The sequence below is a fragment of the Pseudomonas delhiensis genome, from assembly GCF_900187975.1.
Lineage (GTDB): Bacteria > Pseudomonadota > Gammaproteobacteria > Pseudomonadales > Pseudomonadaceae > Pseudomonas > Pseudomonas delhiensis.
Genome location: NZ_FZPC01000022.1, coordinates 92,439 through 115,367 on the forward strand (window position 1 = coordinate 92,439; position 22,929 = coordinate 115,367).

Sequence of the window (22,929 nt, forward strand, 5' to 3'; positions counted from 1 at the left end):
ACCGGCCACTGACCGCCAACGGCGGCTATCCTTCGGACACGCCGCCTCCGCCTTTGTTTGATCCCGGCCAAGGCCCCGCGCCGCGGTTCGTGCCTGAATGGTGCCGACGCCGGAGCCCGGCGTGCATCCATCCCCCCTGCCGGCACGGGAGCGAGCATGGCCATGGAAAAGCACCACCAATGGAACCTCGGGTATTTCCTCGTGGCCTTCGTGGCCATGCTGCTGTTGCAGAACTGGCTGGGTGAATACTCGGCCGAGGCGCCGATTCCCTACAGCGAGTTCCAGCGCCTGCTGGACGCCGGCAAGGTCAGCGACCTGCGCATCGACCAGGAGCGCATCAGCGGCACCCTCAAGGAGCCGATCCAGGGCCGCACGCGCTTCACCACCAACCGCGTCGAGCCGCAGCTGGCGGCGCAGCTGGAGAAGGCCGAGGTGGACTTCTCCGGGGTCACCCAGAGCGGCCTGGCCAAGCTGCTGGGCTGGCTGCTGCCGTTCCTGCTGATCTTCGCCCTGTGGGTGTTCTTCTTCCGCGGCCTGGCCGAGAAGCAGGGCTTCGGCGGCATGGTCAACGTCGGCAAGTCGAAGGCGCGGGTGTTCGTCGAGCGCGACACCGGGGTCAGCTTCGACGACGTCGCCGGTATCGACGAGGCCAAGGCCGAGTTGCAGGAGGTGGTGTCCTTCCTCAAGGACCGCCCCACCTACAGCCGCCTGGGCGCGCGCATTCCCAAGGGCATCCTGCTGGTGGGCCCGCCCGGCACCGGCAAGACGCTGGTGGCCAAGGCCGTGGCCGGCGAGGCCGGGGTGCCGTTCTTCTCCATTTCCGGCTCGGAGTTCGTCGAGCTGTTCGTCGGCGTGGGCGCCGCGCGGGTGCGCGATCTCTTCGAGCAGGCGCGCAAGGCCGCGCCCTGCATCATCTTCATCGACGAGCTGGACGCCCTGGGCAAGATGCGCGGGCTGGGCGCCTTCGGCGGCAACGACGAGAAGGAGCAGACGCTCAACCAGCTGCTCGCCGAGCTGGACGGCTTCGACCCGCGCGAAGGCGTGGTGCTGCTGGCCGCCACCAACCGCCCGGAAGTGCTGGACCCGGCCCTGATGCGCGCCGGCCGCTTCGACCGCCAGATCCTCATCGACCGCCCGGACCGCCGCGGCCGCGAGGCCATCCTGCGGGTGCACCTGAAGCGCATCAGCGCCGCCCGCGACCTGGATTGCGGGCAGATCGCCGCCATCACCACCGGCTTCACCGGCGCGGACCTGGCCAACCTGGTCAACGAGGCCGCCATCGGCGCCACCCGGCGCGGCGCCGAGGCGGTGAGCATGGCCGACTTCACCGCCGCGGTGGAGCGCATCGTCGCCGGCGCCGAGCGCCGCAGCCGGCTGCTGCAGCCGCAGGAGCGCAAGGTGGTGGCCTACCACGAGATGGGCCACGCCCTGGCCGCCGCCTCGCTGCCGCGCATGGACCCGGTGCACAAGGTCTCCATCGTGCCCCACGCCATCGGTGCCCTGGGCTTCACCCTGCAGCGGCCCACCGAGGACCGCTTCCTGATCGGCCGCCAGGAACTCAAGGACCGCATGGTGGTACTGCTGGCCGGGCGCGCCGCCGAGGCCCTGGTGTTCGAGGAGATTTCCACCGGCGCCGCCGACGACCTGGCCAAGGCCACCGACATCGCCCGCCAGCTGGTGACGCGCTTCGGCATGAGCGAGCAGCTCGGCCAGGCCGTGCTGGAGCGGCAGAGCGCGCCCTACCTGAGCGGCGACAACGGCCACCTGGCGGGGCTGCGCGAGAAGGACTACTCGGAGCAGACCGCCCGCGAGGTGGACCTGTGCGTGCGCGAGCTGATCGACGAAGCCTTCCGCCGCGCCCGGGCCCTGCTGGAGCAACGCCGCGCCGACCTGGAGGAAGGCGCGCGCCTGCTGCTGGAGCGGGAAACCCTCACCCCCGGGGACTTCCCCGCGCTGGCCGGCGCGCCGGCGCCCTGAACCGGCCTTCTAACCGCCGGCTATTTGCAGCGCCGCGCATATGCCGGGGAACTCATTGACAGATTGGCGCCAGGCAAGTGTCATGGGCGTTGTCGTCCGGCGCGGTCGAGGTGTAGCGCCGGGTTCACGTGGTCCGTTTGCGTGTTTCCTAATCCCCCGCACAGGAGCCGCCGGCATGTACGACTCTGCACCCAGGGCCTCGGGGCCCGCGGAGGAGGATTTCCTCTTCACCTTCGAGACCCACGTCCTGCAGAAGGCCCTGCCCGCCTTCGAGGAAGCCAGCCGCTTCGCCCGCGACCGCGGCCTGGACTGCCAGGTCGAGCTGCTCGTGGACGAGGACGACCACCTGCAACTGTGCCTGTTCGCCCGCCTGGGCGGCAGCCAGCAGCCGAGCTTCTACCGCATCGTCGCCGATACCGAACTCCAGGGCCTGGTCCACGAGCAATACGCCACCCATGGCCAGCACATGCGCCGCCTGGGCGCGGACCTGGACTCGCTGGACGGCGAGGTGCTCGACGAACAGCTCGCCGAATTCTTCCAGCTGGCCTTCGGCATGCACCTGGACGAGCCGGGGCACCGACGAGCCAGCGGCTTCTAGCAGCCGCCCCTTTTCCCTGCCGTTCCTCGCTTGGCCTCCCGCAGGCGGGTTTTCGCGCGACACTGTGTGCATGATGGACTGTGCGCATGTGAATGGATCGCACGCGCCCGCGCAGGCGGGGTCTGAACAGAGGTACGGGCCACGATGCCCGCTGGAGGAATGCCCCATGAAAAGCCCCGTGGATACCCCGCACCCCGATCCGGTGGTGACCCGCGAAGCCGATGAACTGGAGGAGCTGGTGGAACTGGACCCGGTCGACAGCGGCCAGGAGCCGCACCTGTCCGCCGCCCACCAGGAAGGCGTGATCGACGAGCAGCACTGAGCGCCCGGAACCTTGCATTCTGCCGTGCAGGCTTTGTGCGATCGTGCGCAATGCACGGTCGCGTTTTCGCTACCTTTCCTCAACCTGCTGATTTGAAAAGAGAAAATTTTCAAGCGAAGCTGGAACGCATGCTGCAACAGCTCTCCCATCGGCTTCACGGATACCAAGGGAGAGCGTCATGCACAACGACCGTAGCCAGGCCCCGCAACTTCTCGGCGAACAGTTCAGCGACTATCGCATCGACCTCCAGCAACGCCCGGATGGCGGCCTGCTGCTGAGGCTGCGCGACAACGAAAGCCGGCGCCTGCTGACCACCTGGGCCATCCCGGCCAGCGAATGGCGTGACCCGACGCGCCTGAACAACTTCATCGAACGCATCCGCCGCGACCTGCTGACCGCCGAGGGCCAGCCCCTGCAGGAAGACCAGGTGGACTGCTTCCGCAAGCGCATCGAACTGCAGACTTTCAACCCCGGCCAGGGCTGCCACCGCCAGCGCAAGATCGTGGTGGCCGGCGAGCGCCTGCGCGCCCTGGCGGCCAACGCCTGAGTCAGTCCGCGCCCTGGCGGAACTGGCCGGGGGTGGTCCCGCTCCAGCGGCGGAAGGCCTTGGCGAAGGCGCTCTCGTCGGAGAAGCCCAGGCGCTCGGCCACGTCCGCCAGCCGCGCGGGGCCCTGCAGCAGCTGCTCGGCCATGGCGTGCAGCACGCGCTCGCGCAACAGCTTGAAGCTGCTGCCCTCCTCGGCCAGGCGCCGGTTCAGGTGCCGGCCGCTGAGGCCCAGGCGTTCGGCGACGCGCTCCTTGCCCCACTGCGGGTGTTCGCGCAGCAGCCCCTGCACCTGGGCCGCCAGGCTCTGCGCGCCCAGTTGCTGCAACTGGGCGTCGGCCAGCTGACGCAGGTGCTCGCGCATGGGCGCGTTGGCCTGGATCAGTGGCACTTGCAGGTCGCTATCGGCGAACACCAGGCCATCCTCGCCGGCGCCGAACCCGGGCAGCAGGCCCAGCAACTCGCGGTAGCTGCCCGCCTCGCCGCGGGCCCCGTGGCCGATGCGCAGCGCCTGCGGGCGCACGCGCTCGCCGGTGATCCAGGCGCTCAAGCGCACCAGGCTGGCCAGCACCGCTTCCACCCGCGCCTCGCGGCACACGCTGTAGCTTGGCTGGTAGGCCAGGGCCACGCCGCCGGCTTGGTGGCGCAGGCTGAACGCGCTGCCCTCGGCGATGATCGGGTAGTACTCCAGCAACGCCTCCAGGGCCTCGCCGAAGGTCTCGCAGCTCATCAGCAGGGCGCCGACCATGTCCAGGTGGCCGACCTGCAGGGCGCTGCCCAGGCGCAGGCCGAGCAGCGGGTCGGCGCTGGCCGCGCACAGGCCCTCCCACAGCTCGTCCTGGCGCGCCAGCGGGATGCGCGCCTCGCGGCCCAGTTCGCGCAGTTCGGCGGGCAGCCGCAGGCCCAGGCGCGCGGCGGCCTGGAGGATGCCCTGGGCGTAGTGGACGGTGATCGAGGGGTTGTTGGGCATGGTCCCGAAATAACCGGAAAAAGTCCTGTTTGAGCCATCAAAGCGCGGCGCGGGGCGGGTATCCTTGCCCATTACAACGAGAAACACAAACGAGCCGCGCATGCCTTGCACCCCCTGCCCCGCGCCCCTTCGGGAGGCGCGCTGATGCCCACCGTCCACCTGGAATTCGCCGGCGCCTCGATGCTGGCCCTGAACGCGATCATCGCGCTGATGATGTTCGGCGTCTCCCTGGAACTGCGCCGCGAAGACTTCGCCCGCATCGTCCGCGCGCCCAAGGCGCCGCTGATCGGCATGCTCATCCAGTTCCTGCTGCTGCCGGCCGGCGCCTGCCTGCTGGCCAACCTGCTGCCGATCGACCCGCAACTGGCCCTGGGCATGCTGCTGGTGGCCACCTGCCCCAGCGGCAGCTTCTCCAACGTCATGACCTGGCTGGCGCGCGGCAACGTCGCGGTGTCGGCCAGCGTCACCGCGGTGTCCGGGCTGTCCGCCGGGTTCTTCACGCCGTTCAACTTCGCCCTCTACGCAAGCCTTGCGCCTGAAACCCGCGCGCTGCTCACGCAGATCCGCATCGACCCGCTGGAGCTGCTGGCCACGGTGCTGCTGGTGCTGGTGGCGCCGATGCTCGCCGGCATGGCCCTGGGCCGGCGCCGCCCGCGACTGGCGCGGCGCCTGGAGAAGCCCATGCGGGTGTTCTCGCTGCTGGTGCTGGCGGCCTTCGTGGTCATGGCCTTCGTCAGGAACTACGCGCAGTTCGTCGCCTACTTCCACCTGTTCTTCTGGCTGGTGGCGCTGCTCAACGCTGTGGCCCTGGGCCTGGGCTACCTGTGCGCGCGGGCCTGCCGGCTGGCCGAGGCCGACGTGCGCGCGGTGACGCTGGAGAGCGGCATCCACAATTCGGCGCTGGGCATGGCGCTGATCCTGACCTTCTTCCCCGAGGCCGGCGGCATGCTGCTGATCGCCGCCTTCTGGGGCTGCTGGCAACTGCTCACCGGGCTCGGCCTGGCGCTGTTCTGGTCGCGCCGCGCGCCATTGCCGGGCCTGGCCGCTTCGGCAGGGAGAGCGCCATGAGCTACGTGGCGCCGGCCCTGGGCAGCTTCATCCTGCTGGCCTACACCCTGGAGGCGGTCACCGGTTTCGGCAGCGTGGTGCTGGCGCTGTCCCTCGGCGCCCTGCTGCTGCCCATCGAGCAACTGCTGCCGGTGCTGGTGCCACTGAACGTCGGCCTGACCAGCTACCTGGCCTGGCGCCACCGCCGCCTGGTGCAGTGGCGGCTGCTGCTGGCCACCCTGCTGCCGGGCATGCTGCTGGGCATGGTGGCCGGCTACCTGCTGCTGCCCTGGCTGGACCCGCAACTGCTCAAGCGCGGCCTCGGCCTGCTCATCCTCTGGTTCGCCGTCCGCGAGCTGCAGCGCAGCGCCAAGGGCACGCCGCGCGGCCGGGTGCCCGGCTGGGCGATGCGCCTGGCCACCGGCGCCGCCGGCGTCTGCCAGGGCCTGTTCGCCTCCGGCGGGCCGCTGCTGGTCTACGCCCTGGCCGGCCAGCAGCTGGACAAGTCGCGCCTGCGCGCCACCCTGGTGTGCGTCTGGTTCACCCTGAACGGCCTGCTCACCCTGGCCTTCCTGCTCGACGGCCGGCTGCGCCCGGCCCTGCCCCAGGTGCTGGCCTACGCGCCGCTGCTGCCGCTGGGCCTGTGGCTGGGCGAGCACCTGCACCGGCGCTGCGCGGAACGCCACTTCCGCCTGGCCATCCACCTCCTGCTGCTGGTCAGCGGGGTCCTGCTGCTGTCTCCCTGGAGCCTCCTGTGAGCTACGACATCATCGTCAAGAACGGCCTCTACTTCGACGGCAGCGGCGCCCCCGGCGCCCTGCGCCACCTGGGCATCCGCGCCGGGCGCATCGATACCCTCAGCGCTTCGCCGCTGGACGAGGCCGGCTGCCCGCAGGTGCTGGACGCCGCCGGCAGCTGGGTGACCCCGGGCTTCCTGGAAATCCACTCGCACTACGACGCCGAGGTGATAGCCGCGCCGGCGCTGAAGGAATCGGTGCGCCACGGCGTGACCACGGTGGCCCTGGGCTCCTGCTCCATCAGCATGGTGCTGGGCGAGGCGGAGGACTGCTCCGACCTGTTCACCCGCGTCGAGGCGGTGCCCCGCGAGGTGGTGCTGCCGATCCTGCGGGAGAAGCGCACCTGGCGCGACGCCGCCGGCTACCGCGCCTTCTACGAGCAACTGCCGCTGGGCCCGAACCTGTGCTCCTTCCTCGGCCACTCCGAACTGCGCGTGGCGGTGATGGGCCTGGAGCGCGCCACCAGCGGCGCCAGGCCCACCGAGGCCGAGCTGCGGCGCATGGAGCAACTGCTCGACGAAGCGCTGGACGCCGGCTGCTTCGGCCTGTCGGTGATGACCACGCGGCTGGACAAGATGGACGGCGAGCGCGCCTGGTCCAGCCCGCTGCCCTCCACCTTCGCCAGCTGGAAGGAGTTCGCCCGCCTGTTCGCCGTGCTGCGCCGGCGCGGCGCGCTGATGCAGGGCGCGCCCAACGCGGTGACCAAGATCAACGTGTTCGCCTTCCTCTGGCAGGCCCACGGCTGGTTCCGCCGGCCGCTCAAGTGCAGCATGCTCACCGCCCTGGACCTCAAGTCGCAGCCCTTCATGCACCGCATCACCCGCGCCTCCGGCTGGCTGGCCAACCGCGTGCTGCGCGGGCGCTTCCGCTGGCAGACGCTGCCGGCGCCCTTCGTGGTGCGCATCGAGGGGTTGAACATGAACGGTTTCGAGGAGTTCGGCGCCGGCGAAGTGCTGCGCGACATCAAGGACCCGGAAGAACTCTACGCGCGCATCCAGGACCCGGCCTTCCGCGAGCGCTTCCGCAAGGACATCAAGGCCACCCTCAGCCTGGGCCTGTGGCACCGCCGGCTGTCCGACTGCTGGGTGCGCGAATGCCCGGACGCGAGCCTCGTCGGGCGCAACTTCGAGGAGATCGGCCAGCAGCAGGGCAAGGATGCGGTGGACGCCTTCTTCGACCTGGCCAGCCAGTACCGCAACGCGCTGAAGTGGACCACCTGCTACGGCAACCACCGCCCGCAGGTGATGGCCAGGCTGCTGGCCAGCCCCTGGACGCAGCCGGGCTTCGCCGACTCCGGCGCGCACCTGGCCTCCCACGCCCAGTACAACTTCCCGCTGCGCCTGCTCAAGTACGTGCGCGACGCCGAGCTGGCCGGCCAGCCGTTCATGGACGTCGGCCGCGCGGTGCGGCGCCTGACCGGCGAACTGGCCGACTTCGCCGGGCTGGACGCCGGCTACCTCCGCGTGGGCGACCGCGCCGACCTGGTGATCGTCAACCCCGAAGGCCTGACCGACGAGCTGGACGAGGTGAGCGAGGCGCCCATGGAAAACCTCGGACTGGTGCGCCTGGTCAAGCGCAACGACGCGGCGGTGGAGGCCACCGTCATCAACGGCCGGGTGGCCTACCGGCGCGAGGGTGGCTTCGCCGAGGCGCTGGGCAAGGAGCGCGGCTTCGGGCGATTCCTGCCGGGGCGGGACATAGTGCGGGCGTGAGGCGGATAACCGCGAGCGGTCATTCGCCCTACGTGTACATGCCCTGCAGGAGCGGATTTGAGCTGCGATTTCGCAGCGGGGCCCGGCCTATCGCGGACGGAGTCCGCTCCTACGACCGTGCTTTCCTGGAACTGTAGGAGCGGGCCCTGCCCGCGATTCGCGCGCAGGGCGCGCTCCTACAGGGAAGCTACGCAGGCGGGGATGGCGTAGGAGCAACTGTCTATTGGGTTTGGGTGTAGCGCGCCGCTCCGAGTGCGTGGATGTCTCTTGTTTCGCCCCTCGGGCGAGTCACTTCTTTCAAACGTCGGGAAGCCGAACCTCAAAGAAGTAACCAAGAAGGCTTGCCCCGACATACGGGCCCGATGGAGCCGGGCTACCCTCGCGAATTCCCCCGCCACGGAGGCCCGCCCCGACAGCACGTCCCTGTGCTGATCGGGGCTCTAGCGACATCCATGTCGCATGACCTCCTGAGCGCCGGTTTCGCTCGGCCTTCTGAAGGGGCGTTCCGGTGCGCTCGGTTGTTTCTCTGGAAGTCCCAAACGCCAGAGCAAAAGCGCTTTTGCTTTTCGTAGGATCGAGGGGGACGCCCAGTTCTTGCTCGCGAACCTCGGTTCCCCGCGTTCGCGATAGTTCGTAGGGCGCATAACGCCTACGGCGTTATCCGCCATGATCGCGGACAGAGTCCGCCCCTACGGTTCCAGGAAGCATGGATGTAGGAGGACTCCGTCCGCGATTATCCCCGGCCGCACGAACCTCGAGGCATCAGCCCCCGGCATTGGCCAGCAGGCGCTGGGCGCGGGCCAGGACCGGGGCGTCGACCATCTGGCCGTCCACCTGGAAGGCCGCCGCGCCGCTTTCGGCCGCCTCCACCACCCGGCGTGCCCAGGCCAGCTCCTCGGCGCCGGGGGCCAGGGCCGCGTGGAGCACGGCGACCTGTTTCGGGTGGATACACAGGGCGCCCACCAGGCCCAGGTCGCGGCCATGGCGGAGGGTCGCGGCGAAGCCTTCGGCGTCGTCGAAGGCCGGGTAGACGGTGTCCAGCGGCGGTTGCAGGCCGTTGACCCGCGAGTGCAGCAGCAGGCCCAGGCGCACCTGGTCGTAGACGGTTCCCGCCGCCGCGGTGCCGCTGCTCATGCCGATGTCCAGGGCCAGGTCGAGGCCGCCGAAGGTCAGGCGCTCGACGCCCGCGCAGGCGGCGATCTCCCCCACCGCCAGCAGCCCGCGGGCGCTTTCGATCAGGGGCCACACCGGCTTGCCGCAGGCTGCCACGGCGCGCACCTGGTCGGCGCACTCGGCCTTGGGCAGGAGGACGCCGGCGATGCCCGGCAGGCGCCGGCACAGTTCCAGGTCGGCGGCGTGCTCGGGGTGCCCGGCGGCGTTCACCCGCACCCGCACGCGGGCTTGCGGGCTGGCTGCGAGGAAGGCCGCCAGGTCGTCGCGGGCGCGGGCCTTGAGCGATGCCTCGACGGCGTCCTCCAGGTCGACGATCACGGCGTCGGCGCCGGCGGCCAGGGCCTTGGCGAAGCGCTCCGGGCGGCTGCCGGGGACGAACAGGGCGGAACGGACGATGGCAGTCATGGCGGTCCTTGGTCGGGTTCGGCTCACACCGCGCCCTGCTCGTGCAGGCGCTGGATGTCGGCGGCGGTATAGCCCAGCTCGGCGAGCAGGCCGTCGGTATGCTCGCCCAGGCCCGGCACGGCGTCCATGCGCGGCGCATAGGCGTTGCTGCGGGCCGGCGGCAGCAGCGCCGGCAGGCGGCCCACCGGGCTGTCGATCTCGCGCCAGGCGTCGCGGGCCTGCAGTTGCGGATGCTGCCACAGGCCCTGCATGTCGTTGACGTGGGCGTTGGCGATCTGCGCCTGCTCCAGGCGCGCCACCACCTCCGCGGCGCTCAGGTCGGCGAAGGCCTCGACGATCAGCGCGCGCAGGGCCTCGCGGTTGGCCACCCGCAGGCTGGTGGCGGTGAAGCGCGGGTCGGTCGCCAGCTCCGGGCGCCGCAGCACCACCTCGCAGAAGACCTTCCACTCGCGCTCGTTCTGCACGCCGAGCATCACGTTCCTGCCGTCGCCGGCGGGGAAAGGCCCATAGGGGTAGATGGTGGCGTGGGCGGCGCCGGCGCGCGGCGGTTGCGCCTGGCCTTCGAAGGCGTAGTACATGGGGAAGCCCATCCACTCGGCCATGCCCTCGAGCATTGAGACCTCCACCCGGCTGCCCTCCCCCGTGCGCTCGCGCAGCAGCAGCGCCGAGAGGATGCCGCTGTAGGCGTACATGCCGGCGGAGATGTCGGCGATGGAGCAGCCGGCCTTGGCCATTTCGTCCGGGCCGGGGCCGCCGGTCACCGAGAGGAAGCCGCTCTCGCTCTGGATCAGCAGGTCGTAGGCCTTCTTCTGCTCGTAGGGGCCGCCTTCGCCATAGCCGGAGATGTCGCAGACGATCAGCCGCGGGAAGCGTTCGTGCAGCGCCTCGAACGACAGCCCCAGGCGCGCGGCGGCGCCGGGCGCGAGGTTCTGCACCAGCACGTCGGCCTGGCCCAGCAGTTGTTCCAGCACGGCATGGGCCTCGGCCTGCTTGAGGTCCAGGGCCAGGCTTTGCTTGGAGCGGTTGGTCCAGACGAAATGCGAGGCCATGCCGCGCACGCGCTCGTCGTAGCCGCGGGCGAAGTCGCCGACGCCGGGGCGCTCGACCTTGATGACGCGAGCGCCGAGGTCGGCCAGCTGGCGGGTGCAGAACGGCGCGGCGATGGCGTGTTCCAGGCTGATGACGGTGATGCCGTCGAGGGGACGCGGGTTCATGGGTGCTCCAGGTGTCTCGTGCGCCGCCATGGCGGGCGGCACTGTCGGTCTGTATCCACGGTCCGGGCGGGCGGCGCATCGCGCTCTGTGAACCCCCGGGTTCCGGAGGCCGCCCGCCCGGGCCGCGGGCTACTCAGGCGAAGGCTTCCAGGCTTTCCAGGGCATGCAGGCGCCAGCTGGCGTCGATCAGCCGCGCGGCCTCGGCCTCGCCACGCTCGCCGGCGAAGGCCAGCAGGCGGCGGAACTTGTCTTCCAGCTCGGCGCGGCTGAGGCTGTTGCCCGGGTCGCCCTTGGGCTCGTCGATGGCGCCGTGCAGCTGGCGGCCGTCGATGGTGAGCACCTCTACGCGGCCCAGCCAGCGCTGCGGGTAGGCGCCGTCCACCTCGGCATCCAGTTGCATGCCCACCTTGTCGCGGAAGGCCGCCACGCGCGGGTCCTGCAGGGCGAAGCGTTCGAACTCCACCAGCCCGGCCTTGCCGTGCACGGCGATCAGGCCCAGCACCGTGCCCATGGAGAACTTCGCCTGGTGCACGGTCTGCGGCACGACCACGCGGCCGAGCACGTCGATGGCGCCCTGGTGCACGCGGGTGGTGACGCGGGCGATGTCCTCGGCCTGCAGGCCCTCGCGCTGCATCAGCGCCAGCAGGGCGTCCGCCGCCGGGTGGGTGTGGCGGCAGGAGGCGTGGAACTTGAACGAGGTCTCCACCAGCGCCCAGCGGCTGCCCAGGCCGTCCACCAGCCAGCGCGGCTCGGCGTCGCTGGACATGCCGGCGGCCATGCCCTGCTCGCCCTCGAGGATGTTCTGCGCGCCGGTCAGGCCGTCCGCGGTCAGGTACGCGGCCAGCAGGCCGTCGGCGGCGGCCTTGGCGGTGTGCAGCTGCTTGGAGTCGGCGGCGTCGCGGAGGAACTCCCAGAGCCCGGCGGCCTGGGTCCCGGCGCTGCCCAGGCAGTGCACGAACTGGCGGGCGTCCAGGCCCAGCAGCTTGCCCACCGCCACGGCCGCGGCCAGGGTGCCGACGGTGGCGGTGGTGTGGAAGATGCGGTAGTGCGAGCGGCCGAGGAACTCGCCGATGCGGATGCCCGCCTCGTAGCCGGCGACCGCCGCGAGGATCAGGTCGCGGCCGGACCTGCCCAGGTCCTGGGCGGCGGCCAGGGCCGCCGGGAACACCACCGTGGCCGGGTGCAGCACCGAGCTGTTGTGCAGGTCGTCCTGCTCCACCAGGTGCGAGCTGGCGCCGTTGACCAGGGCGGCGAAGTACGCCGAGGTGGCGCTGCCGTCCACCAGCACGCGGCTGCGGCCGTCGGCCGGGCCCATTCTGCGGGCGTAGCGCTGGAACAGCGGGATGGGGTGGCGGCCCTGGCTGGCCAGGGCCGAGCCCAGCCAGTCGAGGAACAGGTCTTCGGTGCGCGCGACCACCGCTTCGGGCAGGTCTTCGTAGCGCAGGCCGGCGAGGAATTCGGCCAGGGCGTGGGTATTGTTCATCGCTTGTCGTCCTTGGGCGCGGCTCAGAAGGAACGCGGCAGTTCGAGCAGGTGCTCGGCCACGTAGGAAAGGATCAGGTTGGTGGAGATCGGCGCCACCTGGTACAGCCGCGTCTCGCGGAACTTGCGCTCCACGTCGTATTCGCAGGCGAAGCCGAAGCCGCCGTGGGTCTGCAGGCAGGCGTTGGCCGCCTCCCAGCTGGCCTTGGCCGCCAGGTACTTGGCCATGTTCGCCGCCGCGCCGGCGTTGCGCCCGGCGTCGTATTCCGCGCAGGCCTTCCAGCGCATCAGGTCGGCCGCCTCCACCTCGATGTGCGCTTCGGCGATGGGGAACTGCACGCCCTGGTTCTGCCCGATGGGGCGGCCGAACACCACGCGGTCGCGGGCGTACTGGCTGGCCTTGTCGATGAACCAGCGGCCGTCGCCGATGCATTCGGCGGCGATCAGCGTGCGCTCGGCGTTGAGGCCGTCGAGGATGTAGCGGAAGCCCTTGCCCTCCTCGCCGATCAGGCTGCTGGCGGGGATTTCCAGGTTGTCGAAGAACAGCTCGTTGGTCTCGTGGTTGACCATGTTGGCGATCGGTTGCACGGTCAGGCCGTTGCCGATGGCCTCGCGCAGGTCGACCAGGAAGATCGACATGCCCTCGGCCTTTTTCTTCACCTCGGCCAGCGGCGTGGTGCGGGCCAGCAGGATCATCAGGTCGGAGTGCTGCACGCGCGAGATCCACACCTTCTGGCCGTTGATGACGTACTTGTCGCCGCGGCGCACGGCGGTGGTCTTGATCTTGGTGGTGTCGGTGCCGGTGGTCGGCTCGGTGACGCCCATGGACTGCAGGCGCAGTTCGCCGCTGGCGAGTTTGGGCAGGTAGTAGCGCTTCTGCTCCTCGCTGCCGTTACGCAGCAGGGTGAACATGTTGTACATCTGCCCGTGGATGGTCCCGGAGTTGCCGCCGCAGCGGTTCACTTCCTCGAGGATCACCGAGGCCTCGGCCAGGCCCAGGCCGGAGCCGCCGTACTCCTCGGGGATCATCGCCGACAGCCAGCCGGCCTCGGTCATGGCCCTGACGAAGGCCTCGGGGAAGCCCTTGCGCTCGTCGATCTCGCGCCAGTAGGCGCTGCCGTATTCCGCGCACAGGGCGCGCACGCCTTCACGGATGGCCTGCAGTTCTTCCGGGGTGCTGCTCATGGGGGTTCCTCGATGGGGGTTCAGTCGAATTCCACTTCGCCGCGCTGGGCGATGCCGGCGCCGTTGCCGGCCCAGACCTCGGCCTTGCCGGGGCCGCTGGGGCGGCCGCCGAGCTCGAAGGGCTCGGGGCAGATCAGCGGGCGCAGGCCGCGGTAGGCGAAGCGGCGCAGGCGCGCCTGCGGGTTGGCGCGGCAGAAGGCGCGCAGGCTCAGGGTGGCGATCAGCGGGCCGTGCACCACCAGGCCGGGGTAGCCCTCGGCCTCGGTGACGTAGGGCCAGTCGTAGTGGATGCGGTGGCCGTTGAAGGTCACCGCGGAATAGCGGAACAGCAGCACCGGGCTGGGCTCCACCGCCTCGCGCCAGGCGCCTTCGGGCAGCGCCTCGGTGCCGCCGAGCCTGGGCGGGCTGGGTTCGCGGTAGACGATGTCCTGCTCCTCGCGCAGGGCCAGGTGGCCGTCCTGCAGGTAGTCGTGGCGCAGGGTGACGAACAGCAGCGCGCCGGTGCGGCCGTGCTTTTCCTCGACGTTCAGGATGCGGGTCACCCGGCTGGCCTCGCGGCCGACGCGCAGCGGCGCGTGGAACTCCAGGCGGCCGCCGGCCCACATGCGGTTGCGCCCGTCCGCCGGCGGCAGGAAGCCGCCGCGCGCCGGGTGGCCGTCGGCGCCCAGGCCAGCCTCGGCCACTGCGTCCTGGAAGAATGCCCAGTGCCACAGCGGCGGCAGCGCCTCGCCGGCGGCCGGGGCCTGCTCGCCGAGGGTGGCGGCCAGGCGGCTGACCAGCAGCGTGCTCAGCGCCTCGTGGCTTTCCTGGCTGCGGCCTATCCAGGCCTCGTAGGAAGATTCGCTCATTCTCAGTGTCTCTGACCGGGAAATTTCCGAACAGCATGCAAGTTGGCTTGCATTCAGGGAATCCGCATTTTAATAATCCAGCGTTAACCGAAACCGAACGCTATCCGGACGTCCCGCCATGCATTTCGACCTGGCCGACCTGCGCCTTTTCGTGCACATCGCCGAATCCCCCAGCCTGACCCAGGGCGCCCGCCGCGCGCACCTCTCGGCGGCCGCCGCCAGCGCCCGCATCAAGGCCCTGGAAAGCCAGCTCGACAGCCGCCTGCTGTACCGCGACAACCGCGGCGTCGAGCTGACCCCCAGCGGCCAGCGCCTGCTGCAGCACGCGCGGCTGATCCTGCGCCAGGTGGAGCGGCTCAAGGACGACTTCAGCGAACAGGGCGGCGACCAGGCCGGGCACATCCGCATCTTCGCCAACACCACGGCGGTCACCGAGTTCCTCCCGGAGGTGCTGGCCGGCTTCCTCGCCGCGCGCCCCGCGGTCACCGTGGACCTGCAGGAACGCCTGAACCGCGACATCGTCCGGGCCATCCTCGACGGCTCGGCGGACCTGGGCATAGTCGCCGGCCCGGTGCGCGCCGAGGGCCTGGAGATCCTCCACTTCAGCACCGACCACCTTGTGCTGGCGGTGCCGCCCGGCCATGCCCTGGAACGCCTGGGCCGCCCGCCCACCCTGGCCGACACCCTCGGCTATTTCCACGTCGGCCTGCACGAGGGCAGCACCCTGCAGAGCTTCCTGCGCGAACAGGTGGAGCGCCTGGGCGGCACCCTCAACCTGCGCATCCAGGTGGCCAGCTTCGAGGCCGCCTGCCGGATGATCGAGGCCGGTGTGGGCATCGGCGTACTCCCGGAAACCGCCGCGCGCCGCCACCAGCGCAGCATGGGGCTGAGCATCCTGCAGCTGGACGAGCCCTGGGTGGTGCGCGAACGCAGCGTGCTGGTGCGCGAGCGCGAGGCACTGCCGGGCTGCGCGCGGACGCTGGTGGAACTGCTGCGCCAGGTGGGAGATGGGGTGGTTGCGCCGTAGGGCGATTGTCGGTGCCTGATGAAAACGGCGGATAACGCCGTAGGCGTTATGCGCCCTACGGATTGGTGTCGCCGGGGTGGCCCGCTCCCGGCTTCTGTAGGAGCGAGCTTGCTCGCGAACGGGACTCTCGGTGGCTTGGGGTATGGGGTTGACTCCGCTCCCTCTCCCCAGCCCTCTCCCGCAAGCGGGAGAGGGGGCTGTCCTGAGTGCTCTGGAAGTCAGGCGTCATCCTGCCCCCTTCGTCATTTCCGCGAACGCGGGGCGCCTGTGACTGCCGGGGTTCGCGAGCAAGCTCGCTCCTACGAAGAACCCCAGGCCCTCCCTGCCCTGCGCGCGATAAAACCTGGAAAGGAAAGACCGCCAACCGGGCGTCCCCGGTTGGCGGTCCGTTGGGCCGCGCGCACCGCTGCACCGGTACGCGCCGGGCTCACTTGGCGGCGGTCAGCGTGCTGTAGCTGGTGATCAGGTTGCGGTAGTCCGGGATGTGCGCGGAGAACAGCGCGGCCAGGCCCTCGATGTCGTTGCGCCAGTCGCGGTGCAGTTCGCAGGCCACGCCGAACCAGGTCATCAGCTGCGCCCCGGCGGCTTCCATGCGGCGCCAGGCGGCGTCGCGGGTGACTTCGTTGAAGGTGCCGGAGGCGTCGGCGACCACGAAGACGTCGAAGCCTTCCTCCAGGGCCGACAGCGCCGGGAAGGCCACGCACACCTCGGTGACCACGCCGGCGATGATCAACTGCTTCTTGCCGGTGGCCTTGACCGCCTTGACGAAGTCCTCGTTGTCCCAGGCGTTGATGTTGCCCGGGCGGGCGATGTACGGGGCGTCCGGGAAGAGTTCCTTCAGCTCCGGCACCAGCGGGCCGTTGGGGCCGCTCTCGAAGCTGGTGGTGAGGATGGTCGGCAGCTTGAAGTACTTGGCCAGGTCGGCCAGGGCCAGCACGTTGTTCTTGAACCTGTCCGGTTCGATGTCGCGCACCAGGGACAGCAACCCGGACTGGTGGTCGACCAGCAGCACGGCGGCCTGGGACTTGTCGAGACGGACGTAGGGCTTGCTCATTGCGCTTTTCCTCTTGCGGTGGGAAGGCCCGGCTCGTAGCGGGCGCGGTCGGGATTCAGCGTTGCGGGTCCGGCACCTGGTGGTTGTTCGCTACCGGCCGGGCCCTGGTCTGGCTTTCTATCGGCAGTCGGTAGCGCGGGAACACTTCGCTCATCTTCGTTTCCTCTGCCTGGGCCTCCCGCCCGAATGGCCCGCGCCCAGGCCCGCTACCAGCCGCGGCTGGTCACCGACGACCTGCTGGCCCTGCGCCAGGCGGCGGTGGCCGGGGTGGGCGCCGCGTACCGGCATCGTGCACGCCGTCTACCCTTCCCGGCGCGGCCTGAGCCCGCCGGCCGCTAGCGGCGCAGGATCGGAAAAGGTTCGAGGCCCGCGCTATTCGCAGAAGCGCCCCTGCCGCGCCTCGGGCATCAGCTCCAGGTACTGGCGGCCGCTCATGTGCACCACGGCGTTGTGGTCGCCGGCCTCGAAGTAGATATCCGATTGCCCGCCCAGGGATTCGTCGATCAGCGTCTCCAGGCCGAACAGGCTGCCCACCGCCGGGATGGCGCCGGGCGCGCAGTCCTCGAAGCGCGCGGAGAAATCGCCCTCGTGGGCCAGGCGCCAGTTGCGCCGGGTGAGCTTGTGCACCTTGTGCAGGTCGACCTGGCGGCTGGCTGGCACCACGGCCATCAGCCAGTGGCCCTGGAAGTCGTCGAGGATCACCGGCTTGGCCATCTGCTGCGGCGGCACGCCGGCGCGGCGGGCGGCCTCGCGGGTGGTCATGGACGTGGCGTGGGGCAGCAGATCGTAGCGACTCTGGTGCTGCGACAGGCAGCTCTGCAAACGACTGGACATGCTCATGGCACACCTCCGGGAAAGCGGCGCCGCCCCACTGCCCCGTGGCGCCGGCGCGGCCGGCTGCGGGGGAGCCTCCCGCTCCCCGTTTGCTCCAGTCTAGCGCCGCCGCCCCGGTACGGGCGGCGGGCCGACCAGGGGCGTCAGAACAGCGGGAGCGGGTAGTTGAGGATCAGCCGGTACTCGTCGAAGGCGTTGCTGCTGAAGTCGCGGCGGATGCTGGCGTTGCGCAGGCGCAGGTTCAGGCGCTTGAACGGGCCGCTCTGCACCACGTAGCCCAGCTCCGTCTCGCGCCCGCGCTCGCGGCCGTCGGCGGTATCGCGGGTGTGCACGTTACTGCCGCGGATGTAGCGCGTCATGAACGTCAGCCCCGGCACCCCGGCGGCGGCGAAGTCGTAGTCGTAGCGCAGCTGCCAGGAGCGCTCGCGGGCCTGGTCGTAGCTGGAGTTGAAGCTGTCGTTGGCCAGGCTGCCGCCGGCGCTGCCGTTCACCCGCATCCAGCCACTGTCGCCGGACAGCCGCTGCAGGCCCAGGTAGAAGGTGTGGCCACCCTGCCCCGCCGAAAGCAGCAGCGACAGGGTGCGGTTGTCCAGCTCGCCGGCGCGGGCGGCGCCATCCTCGCGGCCGACGAAGTAGCCGAGGTCGGCGCCCAGGCGCCAGTCGCCCAGCCCCTGGCTGTGGCGCAGGTTGACGTACTGCTGGCGGTAGATGTCCTCCAGCCGCGCGTGCCACAGGCCCAGCTGAGTGGCCTGGCCATTGAAGCGGTACTCGGCGCCGGCGAAGTCGAAGCGGTCGGAGGTGGCGTCCGGGCGCCCGGCCATGGACAGGTCGTCCTGGCTGGCGTCGTTGCGCGGGCTGTTGCTGCGGAACTGCCCGGCGTACAGGCCCAGGCCGTCGATCTCCCGCACGCTGAGCTGGGCGCCGCGCAGGGTCTGAGGCAGCGAGCGGCCGTCGTCGGCGCGCAGCACCGGCAGGCTGGGCATCCACTCGCCGACCTTCAGCTCGCTGTTGGCCAGCCGCGCCTTGGCCGCCACCGCCAGGCGCCCGAAGTCGTCCGCCGGGCGGCCGTCGTCGTGCAGCGGCAGCAACTGGGTGTCGGCGGTGCCCTTGCCGCCGTCCAGCTTCAGCGAGTACAGGCCCAGCACGTCGACGCCCAGGCCCAGGACGCCTGGCGTATAGCCGGAGCGGGCATCGAGGATGAAGCTCTGCGTCCATTCCTCGGCCTTGGCGCGGGGGAAGTCGGCGTCGACGAAATTGCGGTTGATGTAGAAGTTGCGCAGGTTCAGCGAGGCCTGCGCATCCTCGGCGAAGCCCCCGGCCAGGCTCTCGCCGCTGGCCAGCAGGCAGGCGGAGGTGAGGCCGAACAGGCGACGGCCGGGGGTGGACAGCGGGTTGGCAAGGATTGTCATTGTTGTTGTTTCCTTTTCTCGGGACGAAGGCCGCCGCACCGCTGCGGGGCAACGGCGGGACGCGGCCGGGGATGGAGGCGCGGCGGCCTCCGGATGGCTCAGCCGGCCAGCGCGAGCAGCGCCGGCACGCTGAGGACGGCGGTGTAGTAGCCCATGAACTGCACGCCGATGTTGAAGCCGAGGAAGCGGCCGAGCAGGCCGCCGACCAGGCCCACGCTGAGGATCACCAGCAGGCCCAGCAACCCGCCCTCCCACAGGCCGATCACCAGGATCAGGCCGACGAAGGTGGCGATCACCGCCTCGTGGCTGACCCGCCGCGAGACGAACGAGGCCGCGCGGTGGGCGAAGTTCATCGCGAAGGGATAGGCGATCAGCACCGCCACCAGCACCGCCAGCAGGCCGAACACCAGGAATTCCCAGGGTTCCATCAGGCTGTGCAGGTTGTGCACCTGGCCGCTGGCGGCATCCACGTAGAAGCGTGGCGGCGCGTTGAACAGCGGCGCCGCGGGGCCCGCCGCCACCGGGCTGAGCGGCAGGCCGAAGGCGATCAGCGGGATCAGCGCCTCGGCGATGTAGGTGGACTCGGTCACCCCGTTGCGCGCCGCCAGCACCGAGGTCAGGCGGTGGTAGGCATGGCGGATGCGCGAGCCGACGATCTCGCCGAGGATCACCGTCATGGCCACCGGGCTGAACACGAAGGTGGCGCTGGAGACGGCGGCGGTGCCGAGGGTCCAGCCGGTCTGGCGGCGGTCGAGCACCTTCAGCGGGTTGGGGAAGTAGCCGTCCCAGCCCTTCACGTCCGGTGCCAGGACGAAGGTGCGCGGCTCGCTGCGGCGCATGCGCTGGCGTTCGGCCGGCGCCAGCAGGGCGAACAGCGAGACGATCAGCGGCCCCACGGCGATGCCGAGGAAGTAGCTGACCGCCAGCTTCACCCCGTGCTGGGCGGTCAGCGCCTGCAGCGCCACGATCAGCAGCACGAAGGGCCCCAGGGCCAGCAGCGCGGCCCAGCGCCCGGCGGAGAACCAGGCGATGGCCAGGGCCGCGCAGAGGAACACCCAGGGCGCCGCCTGCTTGATGGCCTCGCCGAAGGGGGCCAGCAGCACCGCGAAGAGCACCGCCAGGGGCACCGCGATGAACGCCGCCAGCACCGCGCCGGAGATCATCTTGCGCAGTGCGATGTGCGGCACGCCGAGGTTGCGCAGGAAGTTCGCCTCGCGCATCAGCGGCGTGGCCATGGTGTCGCCGGGGATGCCCAGCAGCGCCGTGGGCACCGCGTGGGTCATGTGCTTGGCCACCGCGCCGGCGAGGAAGAAGGCGAACACCCCGGCCGGGGCCACGCCCAGCAGCACCACCAGCAGGGTCAGCGGCGCCAGGGTGGTGGTTTCGTCGCTGCCGGAGACCAGGCCGATGGCGGCGAAGGCCACGGCGCCGATCACCGCCATCAGCAGCGCGACGGGCAGTTGGTCGAGGAACAGCTCCATCAGGCCGCCCCTCCCATCGCCGGCGCCGCGGCGGGCGCGCGCTTCTCCGCGGCCCCGTGGGCCTGGGCGAACAGGTCGTACAGCTGGACCTCCTTCAGCTCCGCCAGCACTTCCGGCGGCAGGTCGCGCAGCTCGCCGAGGCCGCCGTACTCGGCCTCCAGCTCGCGCAGGGCCCGCTCGCGCCAGGCGGCGTCGGCCACATGCTCGACCACCCGGCGCTTGGGCTTGAACAGCATGGCACTGATCGCCCCGCCGGCCAGGCAGCCGAGGATGCCCACCAGCATGGCGTAGGCGCGGGCCATCTGGCTGGAGTCGACGAGGCCGAGGAACAGCCGCTCGGCGAGCAGGAAGGCGCCCAGGCTGACCGCGGCGCCTATGGCGATGGCGCCAGCCAGGTGGCGGCTGTCGATGGTGTCGCCCCAGACCTCGTAGAGCCGGGCTTCGGGATGGGGACCAGGCGCCGTCGACGGCGCCGTTTCGTGGGTGTTCATGGTAAGGCTCCTGCCCTGTTGGGCTCTTGTTGTTATGTTGCGGTTGCGCTGTTTCAGGGGTGCCGCTCACCGCCTGCGGCGGCCAGGGCGCGGCCGGCGCGCGAGGCGTTGGGCCGGCCCAGCCGCTGGCTGATGGCCGTGCCCAGGCGGGCCACGGCCGGCAGGTCGACGCCGGTGGCGTAGCCCATGCCGTGCAGCAGGTGCAGCACGTCCTCGGTGGCGACGTTGCCGCTGGCGCCCGGCGAATAGGGGCAGCCGCCGAGGCCGGCCAGCGAGCTGTCGAAGGTGCGCACGCCGGCTTGCAAGGCCGCGTGCACGTTGGCAACGGCCATGCCGAAGGTGTCGTGGAAATGCCCGGCGAGGGCTGCCAGCGGCAGACGTTCGGCGCAGTGCTCCACCAGCCGCGCAGTGGCATCCGGGGTGCCCTTGCCGAGGGTGTCGCCCAGGCTGATCTCGTAGCAGCCCAGCTCGTACAGGCGCTGCGCCACCTCGCCGGCCCGTTGCGGCGCCACCGGGCCGCCGTAGGGGCAATCGAGCACGCAGGACACGTAGCCGCGCACCCGCACGCCGCGCTCGCGGGCCAGCGCCAGCACCGGCTCGAAGCGGCGCAGGCTGTCGGCGATGGAGCAGTTGATGTTGCGCTGGGAGAAGGCCTCGGAGGCGGCGGCGAACACCGCCACCTCCTCGCAGCCCGCCGCCAGCGCCGCCTCCAGGCCCTGCTGGTTGGGCACCAGGGCGCTGAAGCGCACCCCGGGCCTGCGCCCGAGGCGGCGCAGCACCTCGCCGCTGTCGGCCATCTGCGGCACCCAGCGCGGCGAGACGAAAGCGCCGGCCTCGATGTGCCGCAGCCCGGTGTCGGCCAGTTGCTCGACCAGTTCGACGCGCGCCGCCACCGGCAGCGCCTGGGGCTCGTTCTGCAGGCCGTCGCGCGGGCCGACCTCGACGACCTTCACGAAGCCGCTCATGCGCCACGCCTTTCGCGCAGCAGTTCCACCGCGCGGTCGGCACGCACGTCGCCGGCTTCCACCAGGCACCGCGCCAGCCAGTCCACTTCCTCGCCGCGGGCGCCGGCCACCAGGGCGATGTTGCGCGCGTGCAGGGCCATGTGGCCGCGCTGGATGCCTTCGCAGGCCAGGGCGCGCAGGGCCCCGAGGTTCTGCGCCAGGCCCACGGCCACGGCGATTTCCGCCAGTTCCTGGGCGCTCTGCACGGCGAGGATGCGCAGCGACAGCTGGGCCAGCGGGTGGGTGCGCGTGGCGCCGCCGACCAGGCCCACCGGCATGGGCATCTCGATGCTGCCCACCAGGTGCCCTTCGGCGTCCTTCTCCCAGGTGGTCAGCGAGCCGTAGTGGCCGCTGCGGCAGGCGTAGGCATGGGCGCCCGCCTCCACGGCGCGCCAGTCGTTGCCGGTGGCGACGATCAGGGGGTCGATGCCGTTCATGATGCCCTTGTTGTGGGTGGCCGCGCGGTAGGGGTCGACGGCGGCGAAGCAGTAGGCGTCGAGGATGCCCTCGATCACCGCCTCGCCGCTGTAGTCCCGCGACTGCAGCTGTTGTGGGGCGATGCGCACCTGGGCCCGGGCCAGGCGCAGGTCGGCCAGGTTGGAGAGGATGCGCAGGCGCGCCTGGCCGCCGCTGATGCGCTCCATCAGCGGGGCCACCGCCTCGGCCATGGTGTTCACCGTGTTGGCGCCCATGGCGTCGCGCACGTCGACGATCAGGTGCGCCACCAGCATCGGCCCGCGCGGGCTGTCGGCGAAGCAGTGCACCTCCAGGTCGCGGCAGCCGCCGCCCAGGCTGTTGAGCAGCTGGTCCTTGCGGTTGGCCAGCTCGAGTATCTCTTCCTTGTGCCGCAGCAGCGCCAGGCGCGCGTTGAACGGGTCGCCCAGGCCCACCAGCTGGACCTGGGCACGCATCAGCGGCGCGCTGCTGGAAGTCCGGAAACCGCCGCCGGCGCGGGCCAGCTTGGCCATGTAGGAAGCCGCGGCGACGATCGAGGGTTCCTCCACCACCATCGGCACCAGCAGCTCGCGGCCGTTGACCACGAAGTTGCTGGCTAGCGCATAGGGCAGCTCGAAGGTGCCGAGCACGTTCTCGATCATGCCGTTGGCCACCTCCAGCGGCAGCGCACCGGGTTCGGCCAGGTGCTGCAGCTCGGGCAGCTGCAGCAGGGCCGCGAGCTGGTCGAGGCGCTGGCGAGGCGACAGGTTGCGGAATTCGGGAAGGCGGGAATCGATGGGCATCGTGGGCGTCCGTTGTGGTTCTTGTGGGATGCGGGCGGCGCCGGGGCCGCCCGAGGCCCTAAGGTGCTATGACTGGTCCCGCCGATGAAGGTACAGTTGGCCGCAACAGTACCCACA

21 protein-coding genes and 1 pseudogene are annotated in these 22,929 nt (G+C 70.8%); 9 read left to right on the forward strand and 13 right to left on the reverse strand.

Annotation, left to right across the window (positions count from 1 at the left end; translation table 11 throughout):
* The first annotated feature begins 162 nt into the window (after positions 1 to 162).
* The 4 genes from ftsH to CHC02_RS20240 all read left to right on the forward strand — a co-directional run bounded on the left by ftsH (position 163) and on the right by CHC02_RS20240 (position 3,444).
* Positions 163 to 1,977, forward strand: a complete 1,815-nt coding sequence (ftsH, locus tag CHC02_RS20230) for an ATP-dependent zinc metalloprotease FtsH (protein WP_089393261.1) — start codon at positions 163 to 165, stop codon at positions 1,975 to 1,977.
* 175 nt (positions 1,978 to 2,152) lie between these two features.
* Positions 2,153 to 2,575 carry a hypothetical protein gene (locus tag CHC02_RS20235; RefSeq protein WP_089393222.1) on the forward strand — a complete coding sequence of 141 codons (423 nt, stop codon included), beginning with the start codon at positions 2,153 to 2,155 and terminating at the stop codon, positions 2,573 to 2,575.
* 166 nt (positions 2,576 to 2,741) lie between these two features.
* Positions 2,742 to 2,897, forward strand: coding sequence for a hypothetical protein (locus tag CHC02_RS30260; RefSeq protein ID WP_009621884.1), 156 nt, complete (start codon positions 2,742 to 2,744; stop codon positions 2,895 to 2,897).
* A 178-nt stretch (positions 2,898 to 3,075) separates the two neighbouring features.
* Positions 3,076 to 3,444, forward strand: coding sequence for a DUF3509 domain-containing protein (locus CHC02_RS20240; protein WP_089393223.1), 369 nt, complete (start codon positions 3,076 to 3,078; stop codon positions 3,442 to 3,444).
* Position 3,445: 1 nt separating this feature from the next.
* On the opposite strand, the gene CHC02_RS20245 is transcribed toward CHC02_RS20240, so the two are convergent.
* Positions 3,446 to 4,411 (reverse strand): AraC family transcriptional regulator, encoded by a 966-nt coding sequence (locus CHC02_RS20245; protein WP_089393224.1) that lies wholly within the window; start codon positions 4,409 to 4,411, stop codon positions 3,446 to 3,448.
* Positions 4,412 to 4,555: 144 nt separating this feature from the next.
* Here CHC02_RS20245 and CHC02_RS20250 point away from each other — a divergent pair, with 144 nt between their 5' ends.
* Genes CHC02_RS20250 through CHC02_RS20260 form a run of 3 tightly spaced genes read left to right on the forward strand, consistent with a single transcriptional unit; the run spans position 4,556 to position 7,967 of the window.
* On the forward strand, positions 4,556 to 5,479 hold the full coding sequence (locus CHC02_RS20250; protein WP_089393225.1) for a bile acid:sodium symporter family protein: 924 nt from the start codon (positions 4,556 to 4,558) through the stop codon (positions 5,477 to 5,479).
* The gene (locus CHC02_RS20255) at positions 5,476 to 6,216 is read left to right on the forward strand and encodes a sulfite exporter TauE/SafE family protein (protein WP_089393226.1); all 741 of its coding nucleotides are present in this window, start codon (positions 5,476 to 5,478) and stop codon (positions 6,214 to 6,216) included. Before CHC02_RS20250 ends, CHC02_RS20255 begins: the two co-directional genes overlap by 4 nt.
* Entirely contained in the window at positions 6,213 to 7,967 is a 1,755-nt protein-coding gene (locus CHC02_RS20260; protein WP_089393227.1) for an N-acyl-D-amino-acid deacylase family protein, read from the forward strand. The genes CHC02_RS20255 and CHC02_RS20260 overlap by 4 nt, the downstream gene beginning before the upstream one ends.
* A 762-nt stretch (positions 7,968 to 8,729) precedes the next feature.
* Here CHC02_RS20260 and CHC02_RS20265 read toward each other — a convergent pair.
* The 5 genes from CHC02_RS20265 to CHC02_RS20285 form a co-directional block, all read right to left on the reverse strand.
* The gene (locus tag CHC02_RS20265) at positions 8,730 to 9,545 is read right to left on the reverse strand and encodes an HpcH/HpaI aldolase/citrate lyase family protein (protein WP_089393228.1); all 816 of its coding nucleotides are present in this window, start codon (positions 9,543 to 9,545) and stop codon (positions 8,730 to 8,732) included.
* A gap of 23 nt (positions 9,546 to 9,568) precedes the next feature.
* On the reverse strand, positions 9,569 to 10,759 hold the full coding sequence (locus CHC02_RS20270; protein ID WP_089393229.1) for a CaiB/BaiF CoA transferase family protein: 1,191 nt from the start codon (positions 10,757 to 10,759) through the stop codon (positions 9,569 to 9,571).
* A 133-nt stretch (positions 10,760 to 10,892) separates the two neighbouring features.
* A complete protein-coding gene (locus CHC02_RS20275; RefSeq protein WP_089393230.1) occupies positions 10,893 to 12,242 on the reverse strand; it encodes an MmgE/PrpD family protein in 1,350 nt (449 codons plus the stop codon).
* A gap of 23 nt (positions 12,243 to 12,265) precedes the next feature.
* Positions 12,266 to 13,426, reverse strand: coding sequence for an acyl-CoA dehydrogenase family protein (locus CHC02_RS20280; protein WP_089393231.1), 1,161 nt, complete (start codon positions 13,424 to 13,426; stop codon positions 12,266 to 12,268).
* Between the two features lie 20 nt (positions 13,427 to 13,446).
* A complete protein-coding gene (locus CHC02_RS20285; RefSeq protein ID WP_089393232.1) occupies positions 13,447 to 14,274 on the reverse strand; it encodes an HTD2 family dehydratase in 828 nt (275 codons plus the stop codon).
* Between the two features lie 118 nt (positions 14,275 to 14,392).
* Between CHC02_RS20285 and CHC02_RS20290 the strand changes: the two genes are divergently transcribed.
* Entirely contained in the window at positions 14,393 to 15,301 is a 909-nt protein-coding gene (locus CHC02_RS20290; protein WP_089393233.1) for a LysR family transcriptional regulator, read from the forward strand.
* Between the two features lie 427 nt (positions 15,302 to 15,728).
* On the opposite strand, the gene ycaC is transcribed toward CHC02_RS20290, so the two are convergent.
* Positions 15,729 to 16,355, reverse strand: a complete 627-nt coding sequence (gene ycaC / locus CHC02_RS20295; protein ID WP_089393234.1) for an isochorismate family cysteine hydrolase YcaC — start codon at positions 16,353 to 16,355, stop codon at positions 15,729 to 15,731.
* A 189-nt stretch (positions 16,356 to 16,544) separates the two neighbouring features.
* Between ycaC and CHC02_RS30000 the strand changes: the two are divergent.
* Positions 16,545 to 16,683: pseudogene (locus CHC02_RS30000) on the forward strand (LysR family transcriptional regulator); the annotation flags it as partial.
* Positions 16,684 to 16,727: 44 nt separating this feature from the next.
* On the opposite strand, the gene CHC02_RS20300 reads toward CHC02_RS30000, so the two are convergent.
* The 6 genes from CHC02_RS20300 to CHC02_RS20325 all read right to left on the reverse strand — a co-directional run bounded on the left by CHC02_RS20300 (position 16,728) and on the right by CHC02_RS20325 (position 22,812).
* Positions 16,728 to 17,195 carry an aminoacyl-tRNA deacylase gene (locus CHC02_RS20300; RefSeq protein ID WP_089393235.1) on the reverse strand — a complete coding sequence of 156 codons (468 nt, stop codon included), beginning with the start codon at positions 17,193 to 17,195 and terminating at the stop codon, positions 16,728 to 16,730.
* 137 nt (positions 17,196 to 17,332) lie between these two features.
* Positions 17,333 to 18,598, reverse strand: coding sequence for an OprD family porin (locus CHC02_RS20305; RefSeq protein ID WP_089393236.1), 1,266 nt, complete (start codon positions 18,596 to 18,598; stop codon positions 17,333 to 17,335).
* Positions 18,599 to 18,696: 98 nt separating this feature from the next.
* Complete coding sequence (locus CHC02_RS20310) at positions 18,697 to 20,079, reverse strand: tripartite tricarboxylate transporter permease (protein ID WP_089393237.1); 1,383 nt, start codon at positions 20,077 to 20,079, stop codon at positions 18,697 to 18,699.
* The gene (locus CHC02_RS20315) at positions 20,079 to 20,570 is read right to left on the reverse strand and encodes a hypothetical protein (RefSeq protein ID WP_089393238.1); all 492 of its coding nucleotides are present in this window, start codon (positions 20,568 to 20,570) and stop codon (positions 20,079 to 20,081) included. Before CHC02_RS20315 ends, CHC02_RS20310 begins: the two co-directional genes overlap by 1 nt.
* Before the next feature lie 53 nt (positions 20,571 to 20,623).
* Entirely contained in the window at positions 20,624 to 21,535 is a 912-nt protein-coding gene (locus CHC02_RS20320) for a hydroxymethylglutaryl-CoA lyase (RefSeq protein WP_089393239.1), read from the reverse strand.
* Positions 21,532 to 22,812 (reverse strand): hydroxymethylglutaryl-CoA reductase, degradative, encoded by a 1,281-nt coding sequence (locus CHC02_RS20325; RefSeq protein ID WP_089393240.1) that lies wholly within the window; start codon positions 22,810 to 22,812, stop codon positions 21,532 to 21,534. Before CHC02_RS20325 ends, CHC02_RS20320 begins: the two co-directional genes overlap by 4 nt.
* Positions 22,813 to 22,929: the final 117 nt, after the last annotated feature.